This window comes from Clostridium weizhouense, from assembly GCF_019431045.1.
Lineage (GTDB): Bacteria > Bacillota > Clostridia > Clostridiales > Clostridiaceae > Clostridium > Clostridium weizhouense.
In genome coordinates this window covers 87451-103935 of sequence record NZ_JAHXPT010000007.1, presented here as the reverse complement: position 1 = coordinate 103935, position 16485 = coordinate 87451, and the positions used below count along the sequence as shown (strand labels likewise).

General features: G+C 29.4%; 14 protein-coding genes. All 14 read right to left on the bottom strand.

What is annotated here, in order from left to right; all coding sequences use genetic code 11:
* Positions 1–15: 15 nt before the first annotated feature.
* Positions 16–264, bottom strand: coding sequence for a GIY-YIG nuclease family protein (locus tag KYD98_RS10110; protein ID WP_219779774.1), 249 nt, complete (start codon positions 262–264; stop codon positions 16–18).
* Between the two features lie 382 nt (positions 265–646).
* The gene (ilvC, locus tag KYD98_RS10105; RefSeq protein ID WP_219779772.1) at positions 647–1651 is read right to left on the bottom strand and encodes a ketol-acid reductoisomerase; all 1005 of its coding nucleotides are present in this window, start codon (positions 1649–1651) and stop codon (positions 647–649) included.
* A gap of 12 nt (positions 1652–1663) precedes the next feature.
* On the bottom strand, positions 1664–3343 hold the full coding sequence (ilvB, locus tag KYD98_RS10100; RefSeq protein ID WP_219779770.1) for a biosynthetic-type acetolactate synthase large subunit: 1680 nt from the start codon (positions 3341–3343) through the stop codon (positions 1664–1666).
* Between the two features lie 52 nt (positions 3344–3395).
* Positions 3396–5054 carry a dihydroxy-acid dehydratase gene (gene ilvD / locus KYD98_RS10095; protein WP_219779768.1) on the bottom strand — a complete coding sequence of 553 codons (1659 nt, stop codon included), beginning with the start codon at positions 5052–5054 and terminating at the stop codon, positions 3396–3398.
* Between the two features lie 6 nt (positions 5055–5060).
* Positions 5061–6143 (bottom strand): 3-isopropylmalate dehydrogenase, encoded by a 1083-nt coding sequence (gene leuB / locus KYD98_RS10090; RefSeq protein ID WP_219779766.1) that lies wholly within the window; start codon positions 6141–6143, stop codon positions 5061–5063.
* A 61-nt stretch (positions 6144–6204) separates the two neighbouring features.
* Positions 6205–6714, bottom strand: a complete 510-nt coding sequence (leuD, locus tag KYD98_RS10085) for a 3-isopropylmalate dehydratase small subunit (protein ID WP_219779764.1) — start codon at positions 6712–6714, stop codon at positions 6205–6207.
* A 12-nt stretch (positions 6715–6726) separates the two neighbouring features.
* On the bottom strand, positions 6727–7986 hold the full coding sequence (gene leuC / locus KYD98_RS10080) for a 3-isopropylmalate dehydratase large subunit (protein ID WP_219779762.1): 1260 nt from the start codon (positions 7984–7986) through the stop codon (positions 6727–6729).
* Between the two features lie 46 nt (positions 7987–8032).
* The gene (gene ilvN, locus KYD98_RS10075) at positions 8033–8545 is read right to left on the bottom strand and encodes an acetolactate synthase small subunit (RefSeq protein WP_219779760.1); all 513 of its coding nucleotides are present in this window, start codon (positions 8543–8545) and stop codon (positions 8033–8035) included.
* 712 nt (positions 8546–9257) lie between these two features.
* Positions 9258–10601 carry a phosphoglucosamine mutase gene (glmM, locus tag KYD98_RS10070; RefSeq protein WP_219779758.1) on the bottom strand — a complete coding sequence of 448 codons (1344 nt, stop codon included), beginning with the start codon at positions 10599–10601 and terminating at the stop codon, positions 9258–9260.
* A gap of 257 nt (positions 10602–10858) precedes the next feature.
* On the bottom strand, positions 10859–11155 hold the full coding sequence (locus tag KYD98_RS10065; protein ID WP_219779756.1) for a YerC/YecD family TrpR-related protein: 297 nt from the start codon (positions 11153–11155) through the stop codon (positions 10859–10861).
* 80 nt (positions 11156–11235) lie between these two features.
* Complete coding sequence (locus KYD98_RS10060) at positions 11236–12069, bottom strand: AIM24 family protein (protein WP_219779754.1); 834 nt, start codon at positions 12067–12069, stop codon at positions 11236–11238.
* A gap of 645 nt (positions 12070–12714) precedes the next feature.
* The gene (gene buk, locus KYD98_RS10055) at positions 12715–13782 is read right to left on the bottom strand and encodes a butyrate kinase (RefSeq protein WP_219779752.1); all 1068 of its coding nucleotides are present in this window, start codon (positions 13780–13782) and stop codon (positions 12715–12717) included.
* 28 nt (positions 13783–13810) lie between these two features.
* The gene (ptb, locus tag KYD98_RS10050; RefSeq protein WP_219779750.1) at positions 13811–14719 is read right to left on the bottom strand and encodes a phosphate butyryltransferase; all 909 of its coding nucleotides are present in this window, start codon (positions 14717–14719) and stop codon (positions 13811–13813) included.
* A 155-nt stretch (positions 14720–14874) separates the two neighbouring features.
* Positions 14875–16467 (bottom strand): NAD(P)/FAD-dependent oxidoreductase, encoded by a 1593-nt coding sequence (locus KYD98_RS10045; RefSeq protein ID WP_219779748.1) that lies wholly within the window; start codon positions 16465–16467, stop codon positions 14875–14877.
* Positions 16468–16485 lie beyond the last annotated feature (18 nt).

The window sequence follows — 16485 nt, the reverse complement described above, 5'->3', positions numbered from 1 at the left end:
TCTCCCATAATAAATTTATTCTCTATATTTTTTTATTAAAATTTCTTTTTGCTTCCTATTTAATTTTTTTATTTCACATTCCCTTTTCATAGCATCACTTTTATTATTAAATTTTTCATAATATAAAAGTTTAACTGGACCTCTTCCCCTTGTATATTTAGCTCCTTTACCTGATGAATGAGTTTTAATCCTCTTTTCCAAATCTACTGTCCATCCAGTATAAAATGTTCCATCAGAGCATTCTACAATATAAACATAATTCATAGATATTTCCTTAAAATATATAATTCCCAGCAATTTTTTATAACTAATATAAATCTTATATACATTTATAAATACTATACTTTAAATAATATAATAAAACTATATAAAATTTTTTAATATACTAATCTTAAAAATTATTATACCATAAACTCCAATATTAGATTTATATTTTCGCTTTGAAATAATCAATCTAATAATTATTTTATATAAGTTTAAAAATTCTGTCCTATATTTATAACATTTTATCCACAACTTTATTAATTTTCTAATAACAATTCACAAAAACTGTGTACAAAATTGAGCATAAAAATAGGACTATGTTCTAAAGTAGTATTGATATTATAGTATCAACATTTACTTAAAACATAGTCTAACTAAAAAATTAATCTACTTTTGCTGTATCTATCCAACTCATCATTTCTCTTAATTCTTTACCTACTTTTTCTATTGGATGCTCTGCTTCTGCTCTTCTTCTAGCATTAAAGTAGGGTCTATTAGTTTGATTTTCTAATAGCCAATTCTTCGCAAATGTACCATCTTGAATTTCAGTAAGAACTTTTTTCATCTCTTTTTTAGTGTCATCTGTAATTATTCTCCTACCTACTTGATAATCTCCATATTCAGCAGTATCTGAAATTGAATATCTCATCATGCTTAATCCACCTTGATATAATAAATCAACTATTAATTTCATTTCATGCATACACTCAAAATAAGCATTTTCCGGAGCATATCCTGCTTCTACTAATGTTTCAAACCCTACTTTTATAAGCTCTGAAACTCCTCCACAAAGAACTGCTTGTTCTCCAAAAAGATCTGTCTCTGTTTCATCTTTAAATGTAGTATCTAAAATTCCTGCTCTAGCTCCTCCAATTCCATTAGCATATGCTAATGCATAATCATGTGCTTTTCCAGATGCATCCTGATATACTGCTACTAAGCAAGGTACCCCCGCACCTTCTGTATATGTTCTTCTTACCAAATGTCCAGGACCTTTAGGTGCAACCATGAATACATCAATAAATGATGGTGGAACTATTTGTCCATAATGAATATTAAATCCATGAGCAAAGACTAGTGCATTTCCTTTTTCTAAATTTGGAGCAATTTGCTCATTATATATCTTTGCTTGTTTTTCATCTGGTAATAATATCATTATTATATCTGCATCTTTTGATGCATTTTCAACAGTTGCAACCTTTAGACCTACCGCTTCTGCTTTTTGCCATGATTTACTACCTTCATATAAACCAACAACAATATCAATACCACTTTCATGAAGATTTAATGCATGAGCATGTCCTTGACTACCATATCCTACTACAGCAACCTTCTTTCCTTTTAATAAATTTAAATCTGTGTCTTTTTCATAATACATTTTTGCCATTTGAATAACCCCCTAATTATTGTTTATATCTTCTTCGCTTATTATTTGATTAATTGGTGCACCAGGTGCAACCATAGGAAAAACTTTTTTATCACAATTTATCACATAGTCTATTAAAACAGGTTCTTTAGATGATATAGCTTGATTTAAAACATAATCAAGTTCACTTTTCTCTATTACTCTAAATCCTCTAGCTCCAAACGCCTCAGCCAGCTTTACATAATCTGTTTCTCTATTAAGTGTTGTCTCTGAGTACCTTCCATCATAAAATAACATTTGCCATTGTCTAACCATTCCTAAAGAATTATTATTAAGTATTATTGTTACTATTGGTAACTTATTTTTAACAACTGTAGCTAGTTCATTGCAATTCATCCCAAAACTTCCGTCCCCAGCAATATTAAATACTCGTTTATTTGGACTACCAATTTGTGCCCCAATAGCAGCCCCAAGACCATATCCCATTGTTCCAAGTCCACCTGAACTTAAAAAACTTCTTCTATTTCTACAATTAAAATATTGAGCTGCCCACATTTGATGTTGTCCAACTTCAGTAGTTATTATAAAGTTTCCATCATTCAAATTATTTAATTTATTAAATAAAAGTTCAGGTGTTAATTCATTACAATCATCTTCTTTAAATGTCTTTTTTTCCTTAATAGAGTCAATAAAATCAAGCCATTCTTTATTTTTCTTTTCATCTATAACTGGTATTAATCTATTTAATACATCTTTTAAATCTCCAACTATATAAGAATCAACTTTCACATTTTTATTTATTTCTGCTGGATCTATATCTATATGAATTATCTTAGCATTCTTAATATGATTTTGATTACTAATAACCCTATCGCTAAATCTAGCGCCTAATGTTATCAATAAATCACATTTTGTTGCTGCTACATTTGATGCTTTTGTTCCATGCATACCTATCATGCCTGTATATAGTGAATGATCAAAGGGAAAAGCTGATGTACACATTAATGAAGTTGATACAGGAGCATTTATTTTCTCTGCAAAAGTTATAAGTTCATCAGTTGCTTCTGAAGAAACAATTCCACCACCTGCATATATAAACGGCCTCTTGCTATCATTTATATATTGTATTACTTCAGCTATAGCTTCTTCATTTAATATATTCTTATCTTTACATCTTTCTCTCGTAATTAAACTCTTGTAGACTCCTTTATTTGCAGTTATATCTTTAGGAATATCAATCAGAACTGGTCCTGGTCTTCCTTCCTGTGCTATATAAAAAGCATCTTTAATTATCCTTTGCAAGTCTTCTACATTTTTTACAATATAATTGTGTTTAGTAATAGGCATTGTAATACCTGAAATATCTACTTCTTGAAAACTATCTTTTCCAAGAAGTGACTTAGGTACATTTCCTGTTATTGCAACGATAGGAATTGAATCCATATATGCTGTTGCAATACCAGTTACAAGATTTGTTGCCCCAGGACCTGAAGTCGCTATACAAACCCCAACTTTCCCCGTTGCTCTTGAGTAACCATCTGCTGCATGAGCTGCTGCTTGTTCATGGCAAGTTAAAATATGATTAATCTTATCCTTATATTTATATAATTCATCATATATATTTAAAACAGCACCTCCAGGATACCCAAAGATAGTCTCTACTCCCTCATCAATTAAAGACTTAATTAATATTTCAGCCCCTGTTAATAACATTTATTTCACCCCTTTACTTATAAATATTAAAATTGCTTATTACATTAATTTTTTATTTTAATATAGCTCCTTCACTTGCTGAAGTTACTAACTTAGCATACCTTGCTAAATACCCTTCCTTAACTTTTGGTTCTAAAAGTTTTAAATTGCTTTGTCTTTCTTTCAGAATCTCTTCACTAACATTTAATTCAAGTTTTGCATTGTTTATATCTATCGATATAATATCTCCATCTTCAACTAGTGCAATAACACCACCATTTGCAGCTTCTGGAGATACATGTCCTATTGCAGCCCCTCTTGTTGCACCACTAAACCTTCCATCAGTAATTAATGCAACTGATTTATCTAACCCCATTCCAGCTACTGCTGCTGTTGAAGAAAGCATTTCTCTCATCCCTGGTCCCCCTTTAGGACCCTCATATCTTATTACAATTACATCTCCTGGATTTATTTTGTTATTAAAAATTGATTCTATTGCATCTTCTTCACAGTTAAACACTCTTGCTGGACCTTGATGTTTTAACATTTCAGGAACTACAGCTGATCTTTTCACTACAGCACCATCTTTTGCTAGATTGCCCCTAAGAATTGCAATTCCACCAGTATGACTATATGGAGATTCTATAGATTTAATAACGTCATTATTTTTAGCATGTATTTCTGATATATTAACTTTCTGTGTTTTTCCGGTCACTGTTATACAGTCTAAATTTAAAAGATTCTTCTTTGAAAGTTCAGACATTACAGCTGCAACTCCACCTGCTGCATATAATTCTTCAATAGCAGTATCTGAAGCAGGTGATAACTTACACAAATTAGGTGTTTTTGATGATATCTCGTTTATAATATCTAAGTTCATTTCAACCTTAGCTTCATTAGATATTGCCGTTAAATGAAGTACACTATTTGTAGAACAACCTAATGCCATATCAACAGTTAATGCATTTTTAATACTATTTTCATTAACTATATCTCTCGGTTTAATATCATTCTTCAATAATTCCATAACTTGCATTCCCGCCTTTTTAGCTAGTCTAACCCTTTCAGAAAATACAGCAGGTATTGTTCCATTTCCAGGTAAAGCTATTCCTAATACTTCACATAAACAATTCATAGAATTTGCAGTAAACATTCCTGAACATGATCCGCATGTTGGGCATGCTTTTTCTTCTAATTTCTTTAGATTTTTCTCACTAATTGATCTATTCTCATAAGACCCTACAGCTTCAAACATAGTTGAAAGTGAAATTTGTTTATCATTAAATTTACCTGCAAGCATTGGACCTCCACTTATAACTATAGACGGGATATTTAATCTAAGTGCCGCCATCACCATACCAGGTACAATCTTATCGCAATTAGGTATAAATACTAAGGCGTCAAAAGCATGAGCCTTTACCATACATTCTGTTGAATCTGCTATCAGTTCTCTTGTAACTAAAGAATATTTCATTCCTTCATGTCCCATTGCTATACCATCACAAACCCCTATTGATGGAAACACTAAAGGAGTTCCTCCCGACATTAAAATGCCCCTTTTAACACCTTCAACAATTTTATCTAAATTTATATGACCAGGAATAATATCATTTTGAGAAGTAACTATGCCTATTAAAGGTCTTTCTATTTCTTCATCTGTTAAACCAGTTGCCTTTAATAATGATCTTTGTGGTGCTCTATTTGCCCCTTTTTTTATAACATCACTTTTCATCTAAAGTTACTCCCCCTTTTTTAGTTTTTCACAAATCAAATTCCCTGCTTCAACTGTTCCTATTAATTCTTTACCATCTGTCATTATATCTCCAGTTCTATATCCTTCTTCTAGTATTGAAAAGACAGCATTTTCAATAGCTTTAGCTTCTTTTTCTAAAGAAAAACTATATCTAAGCATCATTGCTGATGAAAGAATCGTTGCTAAAGGATTTGCTATTCTTTTTCCTGCTATATCAGGTGCACTTCCATGTATGGGTTCATACATTCCTAATGTACCTTCTCCTAAAGATGCTGAAGGTAACATTCCAATAGATCCTGTAACCATACTAGCTTCATCAGATAAAATATCTCCAAATATATTAGAAGTAACAATTACATCAAATTGATTTGGATCTTTTACTATTTGCATTGCAGCATTATCTATATAAAGATGATTAACTTCTACTTCTTTATATTCATTAGCCATCTCATTAACAATACTTCTCCAAAGTCTTGAGCTTTCTAATATATTAGCTTTATCAACACTTGTAAGTTTTTTATTTCTTTTCATTGAGGTTTCAAAAGCAATTCTAACAATCCTAGTTATTTCATTTACATTGTATCTTTCTGTATCATACGCACTCTTTACTCCGTCAATGATATCCACTCCTCTATCTCCAAAATAGATTCCGCCTGTTAATTCTCTAACTATGCAAATATCTATTCCATCTTTAACAATTTCATCTTTAAGTGGAGATTCATTTTTTAATGGTTTATATAATACTGCCGGTCTTAAATTACAATATAAATTTAAGGCTCCTCTTAACCCTAACAATGCTTGTTCTGGTCTTATTTTAGCATTAGTATTATCCCATTTAGGTCCTCCAACTGCACCTAACAATACAGCATCACTTTTCTTACATACTTCTAATGTCTTATTAGGCAGAGGCGTACCTTCTTCATCAATTGCACATCCCCCAGCTAATAAATATTCATAATTAAATGTGTGGCCAAATCTCTCAGCTATCACGTTTAGTACTTTTATCGTTTCTGCAATTACTTCTGGTCCAATACCATCTCCTCGTATTACAGCTATATTATATTTCATAGTATTCCCCCTAATTATTTATCAACTTTATCGTATTTAAATAATATCCATATCAAATTATTTATTTCTTATTGCTTATTGTTTTATTTTTATTGCTAATATAACCTATTAAACCATTGTTATTTATAATATTTTGCATAAATTCAGGAAATGGTTCAGCATAATATTCTTTATTTTTAGTTAAGTTTTTAATAACTCCTGTTGAAAAATCAACTTCAAGTACATTTCCCTCTTCTATATTTTTTACAGCTTCATCACATTCTAATATTGGCAGACCTATATTAATTGCATTTCTATAAAATATCCTTGCAAATGTTGATGCTATAACACAACTTACACCTGCTGCTTTAATAGCAATTGGTGCATGCTCTCTAGATGAACCACATCCAAAATTTTTATTAGCAACTATTATATCTCCCTCATTTACCTTATTTATAAAACCCTTATCTATATCTTCCATACAATGTGCTGCAAGCTCTTTATGATCCGATGTATTTAAATATCTTGCTGGTATTATTACATCAGTATCTATATTATCTCCAAACTTAAATACTCTTCCTTTTATGCTCATTTTTAAATCCCCCTAAACTAGTTCTGGATCAGTTATCTTTCCTGTTAATGCAGATGCTGCTGCAACTGCTGGACTTGCAAGATATACTTCCGATTTAACATGTCCCATTCTACCTACAAAGTTTCTATTAGTTGTTGATACTGCCTTTTCCCCTTTTGCTAATATCCCCATATGTCCCCCTAGGCATGGCCCACAAGTTGGAGTTGAAAAAACCGCTCCTGCTTCAACTAAATCTTTAATTATCCCCTCTTCTAATGCTTGTAAATATATTTTTTGAGTTCCTGGAATTACTATGCACCTAATTCCTTTTCTAACCTTTTTCCCTTTTAATATATCCCTAGCAATCCTTAAATCTGATATCCTACCATTTGTGCAAGAACCAATTACAACTTGATCAATATATACATCACCAATATTATCTATTTCTTTTGTATTGTCTGGTGAATGTGGAAATGAAATTGTTGGTCTTAACTTACTTAAGTCAATTTCAAATACCCCATCATATTCAGCATCTTCATCTGCTTCATAACTCTTCCACTTCCTAGTAGTATGCTCTTTTAGATATTCAATAGTTTTCTCATCTACTGGAAAAATCCCATTTTTCCCTCCAGCTTCAATAGCCATATTTGCTATAGTAAATCTATCATCCATAGTAAGATACTTTAAACCATCACCTACAAACTCCATAGATTTATATAAAGCACCATCTACACCAATCATACCTATTATATGTAAGATGATATCTTTACCACTTACCCACTTAGCTGGCTTATTCTTAAGAATAAATTTTAATGCTGATGGAACTTTAAACCATGCTTTTCCTGTTGCCATCCCTGCTGCCATATCAGTTGAACCAATACCAGTAGAAAATGCTCCTAATGCTCCATATGTGCATGTATGAGAATCTGCTCCAATAATAACATCACCTGCAACTGCCAATCCTTTTTCTGGTATTAAACAATGTTCTATTCCCATTTCTCCAACTTCAAAATAATTTTCTATTTCCATCTCTTTAGAAAATTCTCTAATATACTTAACTTGTTCTGCAGTCTTTATATCCTTATTAGGTGTAAAATGATCTGGAACTATTGCTATTTTACTTTTACTGAATACTTTATTTACTCCAAATTTTTCAAATTCATTCAAAGCTACTGGAGTAGTTATATCATTTCCTAATACCAAATCAAGGTTTGCCTCAATTAGTTGTCCAGCTTTTACATTCTCAATCCCTGCATGTACTGCTAATATTTTTTGTGTCATTGTCATCCCCATTATTTAATCAGCCCCCTTATAAATATATTTTTGCTATCTTTTTAAGTTAATCAAAATCTTCTAGTGAATTTCTTATTGTTGAGTCCCCTCTTTGAAGTGCTGTAACCCCAGTTCTTACTATCTCTTCAATACCATACTCTTCCATAAGTTTTATTAGTGCTGATACCTTACTTTCATCACCAGTTAATTCAATAGTTAATGTATCTGTTGATAAATCTATTATTTTACACCTAAAAATCTTAGCTGTTTCATTTATTGCAGCTCTTTTTTCATCATTAGCTTTCACTTTAATAAGTACTAGTTCTCTGTAAACAGAATTATCAGGTATAAGATTTATAACTCTTATAACATCTTCTAACTTATTTAACTGTTTTTTTACTTGTTCTAAAACATCATCATCACCTTTAAGTGTAATTGTCATCCTTGATATAGAAGGATCTTCAGTTCTACCAACTGTTAAACTATCGATATTATAACCCCTTCTTGAAAATAAACCACAAACCCTACTCAATACCCCTGATGAATTTTTAACCAAAACGGATAATACATATTTCCCCATTTAAGCATCCCCCTTAAAATTTGTTAAAAAAAACCACTCTTAATGATATACATCATAAGAAGTGGGGTAAATTTCTGCCTATTAAATATCACTAGGTTCTAACAAACCCTTGCATATAACGGATGCACACCGGAATATCACTTACTCAATAACTATTTGTTATCTTTCTATGATTCTGCTCAGGAGTGATCATTATAAAGCTAAAGTATCGATTTACACCAAACATCGACTCTCTAAAAACTTTATTGCCAAATAAATTTCTCCATCTTAGCATTTATTAATCAAGAACATATTAACTTTTGCTTTTCTAAAGTTTACTCTCATAACATTCCAAAGTCAACAATTAAAGGATATTTTTACAATTATTATATATTATTTAATGTATTTAAGTTTTATTTTGATATTTTATTAAAATAAACTCATTTTTATTATTAATTTTAAAGTTTTATCATTATTATATTATCACGATAATTATTAATCAAGTCTTTTTTTAACATAATATTAAATAATATATTTTATGATTATTATATATACTTAATGTTCGCTAACATATATCATCTCAAAATCTGTTAAAACCACATGTCTTTAACATACTTATCTTTTTAATATAAGCTTATAGATAAATTTTATAATACTATAAAGTTATAAAAAGAAAGCTATAGATTATAAAATCAAATAATTTTATAATCTATAGCTAAAAGTTAAACTCTATTTATATTTTAGATAAAATTAAATTAGCTAAGCTGTGAGCCATTTCATCTATTTCTGCTTGATCTTCACCTTCTAGCATAACTCTTACTAAAGGTTCAGTTCCTGATGGTCTTATTAAAACTCTACCTACACCATCTAATTTATCTTCTATATCATCAATAGCTTTTATTATTTCTTCATCTTCTAAATATATGTTTTTCTTATCATTTGGTACTGTTGCATTTACTAAAACTTGTGGTAATTCTTTCATTACAGAACATAATTCTGATAATTTTTGTCCCTTTTTCTTAACTATTGAAGCTATTTGAAGTGCTGTAACTAATCCATCACCTGTTGTATTATATTCTAAAAATATAACGTGACCAGATTGTTCTCCACCTAGAACATAATTATCTTTAACCATTTCTTCTAGAACATATCTGTCTCCAACTTTAGTTTTTTCAAGATTTATTCCTTGATTTTTACAAGCTATATCTAATCCTAAATTACTCATTACTGTTACAACCAAAGTATCATCTTTTAATTTTCCCATTTCCTTTAGGTAATTTGCACATAACATTAAAATGAAATCACCATTTATCAGTCTACCTTGTTCATCTACTGCTAAACATCTATCTGCATCTCCATCAAAAGCAAATCCTAAATCACATCCTTTTTTAACTACATATTCCATAAGTTCTTCAGGATGTGTAGAACCACAGTTTTGATTTATGTTAGTGCCATCTGGATTATCATTAATTACAAAAACATCTGCACCTAAATCTCTAAATGCCTTCACTGCTGATTTATAAGACGCTCCATTAGCACAATCTAATGCTATTTTTAATCCTTTTAAATTATAAGGAATAGTATTTTTAGTAAACTCTGTATAGTCTTCTAACGCTGCTATTTCTACTGTTTCTTTACCTAAGTTTACTCCTGTTGGACTTGGTACTCCTTCAAAATCACTTTCAATTACCCTTTGAATTTCATCTTCTAATTCATCTGAAAGTTTATATCCTTTATCATTAAAAAATTTAATTCCGTTATATTCTACTGGATTATGAGAAGCTGATATCATTACGCCTGCATCTGCACCGTATTTTCTTGTTAAATACGCAACTGCTGGTGTTGGAACTACACCTAATATTACAGCTTCTGCTCCAACTGATAATATTCCAGCTACTAAAGCTGATTCTAGCATATCTCCTGATATTCTTGTATCTTTAGCTACTAATATTTTAGGTTTATGTGCACCTTCTGTTAATACATATGCTCCTGCTCTTCCAAGGTTATAAGCTATTTGGGCTGTCAATTCCGTATTTGCAATTCCTCTAACCCCATCAGTTCCAAACATTCTATCCATATTTTTACCTCACTTTTTTTATTATTTCATATAAATTTAATTACTATATTATTATGAAATAATAGTAAATTTGCTAAATATTTAGTTATAATGATATTTTTTTATTTTATTTCTTATAATAGTATATTATTTTTTATTCATATTTACAACGTTTTAATACTTTTATAATTATTTCTACATATATATTTAAGAAAGATTAAGTATATAAAAATTCTCATATAATAAAACTTAAAAGTACACTATTTACACTGATCTTCTCATTCTTTTATTTTTTCTAATATCAATTTATACCCATCACTTCCATAGTTCAAACATCTATTGACTCTACTTATAGTTGCTGTACTTGCCCCTGTTTTTTCTGAGATATCTGTATATGTTTTTTTATTTTTAAGAAGCATTGCAACATGAAGTCTTTGTGCTAATGCTTTAATTTCATTTATTGTTGCTACATCTTCAAAAAATTTATAGCATTCTTCTATATTCTCAAGTTGTAAAATCCCTTTAAAAAATAAATCTATTTCTTCACTTTTAATTTTCGAATCAACAGAACTCATATTTTCACCTCATAATTAATTATTATCTTTTATATTATAACTTTACCTATTACTCTTTACAACTTTAACATAAAAAAGTACTACACTTCTGTATTCATTTCTCTACTTGGTTTAGTCATTGAATCAAACCCCTTATTTCTTATATCATCATATATACTTTTAGTTGGTATTAACCAAACTTCTCCTGTTCCTCTATAAACATTAACCAAACCTTCTCCACTTGTTATAGACCCTGTAATAGATTTTGATGACTTTTCTACAGAGAAATCAATATTTCCTGTTCTTAAAATTGCAAAATTCCCATCTACTTTTAAGGTATCATCAATTAATATACATTTAAATATTTCATTTTCTGGAACTGGTATCTCTAATGCTACAATTCCACTACCATATATCTTTGTTTGATATAGTCCCTCATTTCCTAATAAGGCTGATGATATATTTCTCTGACTTTCTATCCCTACCTCTACACCCTCTTCACAAGCACAAAATAATCCATTATCTACTATTATCTCATCATCTTCTAATTCAATTAATGCAAAATGTCCAAATGATGGTTCTAAAAATATCTCTCCTGTACCTGTATAAGTACTCTTAAATGTAGTTTCTCCTGTTAATTTACTGGTAAGTATTTTTTTACCTAATCCTATGACCCCTCCAATTTTGCTTTTTATATCTATATCTCCTTTCATATAACTTAAAGCTCCAGGTTCTAATTTAACCTCACTATTTTCAAGTATTATTCTTATTTGTTTTAATTTTATACCACTTTTATTTATTATATTTAATCCAAATGCGGTTTCAACATCTGTTGCTCCATTTAAAGAACTATATTCTAGTATTTGAAACTTCGAGTCATTTTCCATCTCAGATAGCATACTTAATTTATTAGTAAAATTTAATGAACTTCTCATACTCATACTCCTTACATCTTCAAAATATTTTTATAAGTTAAACTACTTTGTATTATTTTTTAATTAAAATGCCTAAATTCTTAATTTAGAACTGTATTTCTTTAAAATATACATATTTTAAAATATATTATCATGTTCCTTATATTTTAACTAACCCTATTAATAATTAAAATATATAAATTTTAATAAAGCTTGTTCATTAATATAAATCTTAAGAATTTATAAATGAAATCACTCACCCATATGTAGATAAACTTATATAGAAAACTTATATATGCTTCTAACTAAATAATGTTAAGTATAGTTATAATTTTCTATAAAAATCAGATAAAAAATTATAACTATACTAATTTAATTCGAAAGATATATATGAAATTATTTGTATTATAACTCTTATCTTTTATTGTAAAAATTATACATATAATGAATAAAATCCAACATTATTATAAAAAATGTATTTTAGAAATAATACAGTTATTTCATCCTAAAGTGTCAATCGTCCATTGTCCATTTAAAATATCTCATTTATCGTAGATTTTATCACCCTTTAAAGTTTCAAGAATTCTATACTTTTCTAGACATAAAAAAAGATGTCTCAAAATGATTCTATTGAATCACTAAATGAGACATCCTTAACTATCTTTTCTAATATTCTTTAGCTTTTTCTTCTCCACTTAAGACTCTTATAGCCCCTTGTGCTAATGCTAATAACTCATCTTCTCCTGGATAAACAGTAACAGGTGCTATCCATTCAACATTTGATTTTAAATCTGGAACTAATGTTGGTGAATATGCAATTCCGCCAGTAAGTATAATTTGATCTACTTTACCATTTAACGCAGCTGACATTTCTCCAATACATTTTGTTATTTGATAAACAAATGCTTTATAAATCTTTTCACATTCTTTATCTCCAGCTTCCATTTTATCTATAACACCTTTAACATCATTAGTGTTTAAATATCCAACAAATCCACCTTTTCCAACTACTTTAGTATATACTTCTGATTCATTGTATTTTCCGCTGAAGCACATTTTAATTAAATCACCTACTGGAACTGTTCCTGCTCTTTCTGGTGAAAATGGACCATCTCCATCTAATGCATTGTTAACATCTACAACTTTTCCATGTTTGTGGGCTCCAACTGAAACTCCTCCACCCATGTGAACAACTACAAGATTTAAGTTTTCATATCCTTTTCCAGTCTCTTTTCCATATCTCTTAGCAACTGCTTTTTGATTTAATGCATGGAATTTACTCTTCTTTGGAAGTTCAGGAACTCCTGATAATCTAGCTACATCATCTAATTCATCAGTAACAACTGGATCTACTATAAATGATGGTATATTTAATTCGTCTGCTATTGATTTAGATATTATTCCACCAAGATTTGAAGCATGTGGTCCTTGAACTCCAACTTTTAAATCTTCTACCATAGCATCATTAACAGAATAAGTTCCGCCTTCTACTGGTTTAAGCATTCCACCTCTACCAACAACCGCACTTAAAGTTTTTATATCAAAGTTCTTTTCATTAAGCACTTTTAATATTACTTCTTTTCTGAATTCAAATTGACCATATATTGTATCATATCTTTTTATTTCTTCATTTGTATGTCTTAATGTTTCTTCAAATAATTCTTTTTCATCCTCATAAACACCAATCTTTGTTGATGTTGAACCTGGATTAATAATTAATAATTTATATGACATTATACTTTCCCCCAAACGGTATTTATTTCTATTGAGCATTTTCAGCAACTAAAGCTGCTAATGCTATAGAGTGTACTTTTGTTTCAAAACTATCAGCTCTTGATGTTAATATAACTGGTGCTGATGTTCCAACTAGTAAACCACCATTTTTACTCTTAGATGTATAAGTTAAACATTTATACATTACATTACCAGTTTCAATATTAGGTAATAATATAATATCAGCTAATCCTGCTACTGGTCCTGTTATTCCTTTATGATGTGCTGCTTCTAATGATAATGCATTATCTAATGCTAAAGGTCCATCAACAATACATCCTTTTATTTGTCCTCTATTGTTCATTGTTGTAAGTAATGAAGCATCTATTGTTGCTGGCATATCTGGATTAACAACTTCAACCGCACAGACTGGTGCAACTTTTGGGATTTCTATTCCACATGCATGAGCCACTGTTACAGAGTTATTTAATATTTGGATTTTAGCTTTTAAATCCGGATAAGTATTAAATGCTGCATCTGTTAAAAATATTAATCTATCAATTCCTTCAACTTCAAATACTGCTACATGAGACATTACTTTTCCAGTTCTAAGACCTACTTCTTTATTAAGAACACTTCTTAAAAAAGTAGCAGTATCTACTAAACCTTTCATAACCATGTCAGCTCTTCCACTTGATACTAATTGGACTGCAAATAAAGCCGCTTTTTTAGTATCTGGTTCATGAATTATTTCAAATTGTGTTAAATCCATTTTTATTTTTTCTGCTATTGCTCTTATTTTTTCTTGATCACCAACTAAAATTGCATCAGCTATACCTTTTGCTTTAGCCTCCATTACTGCTTCTAATACTGGCTCATCTTGTGCTACTGCAACTGATAACTTTTTCTTCTTTGCTGCTTTTAATTTAGATAATAAATCATCAAAGTTTTTACTCATAGTATATGCACCTCTTTATTCTATAATAAATTCGATATATTTATATTAATTTTAATATTATTAATTTTGTATTAATTAACTTTTTATCCTTATATTTATTGTAACAAAAAAAAATTTAAAATGCTATTTTTTAGAATATTGAGACTATTCAATCATTATCTAAATTCACTTATTATACTTTCTGCAACTTTAATTCCATCAACTGCTGATGATATTATTCCACCAGCAAATCCTGCTCCTTCTCCTGTTGGATAAATACCTGAAACAGTTACACTTTTTAAACTTTTATCTCTATGTATTCTAACTGGGGCTGATGTTCTTGTTTCTATACCTGTTAATACAGCATCTTCTCTTCCATAACCATTTATTTTGTTTGAAAAATCTTTAATTCCTTCTTTTAATCCTTCAACAACATAACTAGGTAAACAATTTTTTAATTCTCTAAATTCATATCCTGGTAAATAACTTGGTTTGACTTCACCTAATCTAGTACTTGGTCTATCATTCATAAAATCACCTAAAAGTTGTATTGGCGCTTTATAATCTCCACCGCCTAAATCAAATGCTAATTTTTCATAATGCCTTTGAAATTCCATTCCTTTTAAAGGTGATTCTCCTTTAAAATCTCCTGGTGAAACTGTTACAACTAATGCTGAATTAGCATTTTCTAAGTCTCTTGCATGATAGCTCATTCCATTAGACACTAATCTTCCCTTTTCAGATGCTGAAGCAACTACTGTTCCTCCTGGACACATACAAAAAGAATATACTCCTCTTTTTAATTTTTCACTTTGATATGTTAATCTGTATTCAGCTGCTTTTAATCTTGGGTGATTATAAAAATTTCCATATTGACTTATATTTATTAGTTCTTGCGGATGTTCTATTCTAACTCCTATTGCAAAAGCTTTAGCTTCCATAGAAATTTCTTTCTTATATAACATTTCATATGTATCTCTAGAACTATGTCCTATAGCTAATATTAATATTTCACATTGTATTTCTTTTCCGTTCACTATTATACTTTTTAATATGTTGTTTTCATATTTTATATCTTCTAATTTGGAATTAAAATGAACCTCCCCTCCAAGTTTTATTATCTCTTCTCTTATATTTTTAACAACATTCTTTAAAATATCAGTTCCAACATGTGGTTTATTTAAATATTTAATTTCTAATGGTGCTCCTGCTTTTATAAATTCATCTAAAATATAACCACATCTATTATCTTTAATTCTTGTTGTTAATTTTCCATCTGAAAATGTTCCTGCTCCACCTTCTCCAAATTGAACATTTGATTCTGTATTTAATTTTCCACTTTTCCAAAATTTATCAACTGTTTTTGATCTATTATCTACATCTTCTCCACGTTCAAACACAATTGGCTTATATCCATTTCTAGCCAATGTTAATGCAGCAAAAATACCTGCAGGACCAAATCCAACAATTACCGGTCTATTATTCAGGCTTTTATTTCCTTTTTTAAGTTCTAATTTAATTGTATCTTTTTGAAATTTTACATCCTTATCTTTTATATTAGAAAGTATTTTTTTTTCATTATTACACTTAATATCTACACAATAATTAAACTTTATATCATTCTTTTTCCTTGCATCTAGACTTTCTTTTATTATGTTAAATTCTTTTATATCTTCTTTAGATACTTTTAATTTTTTACATATTTTATTTTTTAAAATATCTGTGTCATCATCTATATTTAAATTTAAATTATTTATTCTTATACTCATAAAATTATCACCTGTATC

Bases quoted from the DNA above. Each gene is read 5' to 3' on its own strand.
- KYD98_RS10110 (WP_219779774.1), bottom strand. From the start codon at position 264: ATGAATTATGTTTATATTGTAGAATGCTCTGATGGAACATTTTATACT.
- buk (WP_219779752.1), bottom strand. From the start codon at position 13,782: ATGTCATATAAATTATTAATTATTAATCCAGGTTCAACATCAACAAAG.
- leuD (WP_219779764.1), bottom strand. From the start codon at position 6,714: ATGAGCATAAAAGGAAGAGTATTTAAGTTTGGAGATAATATAGATACT.
- KYD98_RS10045 (WP_219779748.1), bottom strand. From the start codon at position 16,467: ATGAGTATAAGAATAAATAATTTAAATTTAAATATAGATGATGACACA.
- glmM (WP_219779758.1), bottom strand. From the start codon at position 10,601: ATGGATAGAATGTTTGGAACTGATGGGGTTAGAGGAATTGCAAATACG.
- ilvD (WP_219779768.1), bottom strand. From the start codon at position 5,054: ATGAAAAGTGATGTTATAAAAAAAGGGGCAAATAGAGCACCACAAAGA.
- ilvB (WP_219779770.1), bottom strand. From the start codon at position 3,343: ATGTTATTAACAGGGGCTGAAATATTAATTAAGTCTTTAATTGATGAG.
- leuB (WP_219779766.1), bottom strand. From the start codon at position 6,143: ATGAAATATAATATAGCTGTAATACGAGGAGATGGTATTGGACCAGAA.
- ilvC (WP_219779772.1), bottom strand. From the start codon at position 1,651: ATGGCAAAAATGTATTATGAAAAAGACACAGATTTAAATTTATTAAAA.
- leuC (WP_219779762.1), bottom strand. From the start codon at position 7,986: ATGGGGATGACAATGACACAAAAAATATTAGCAGTACATGCAGGGATT.
- ptb (WP_219779750.1), bottom strand. From the start codon at position 14,719: ATGAGTAAAAACTTTGATGATTTATTATCTAAATTAAAAGCAGCAAAG.
- ilvN (WP_219779760.1), bottom strand. From the start codon at position 8,545: ATGGGGAAATATGTATTATCCGTTTTGGTTAAAAATTCATCAGGGGTA.
- KYD98_RS10065 (WP_219779756.1), bottom strand. From the start codon at position 11,155: ATGAGTTCTGTTGATTCGAAAATTAAAAGTGAAGAAATAGATTTATTT.
- KYD98_RS10060 (WP_219779754.1), bottom strand. From the start codon at position 12,069: ATGAGAAGTTCATTAAATTTTACTAATAAATTAAGTATGCTATCTGAG.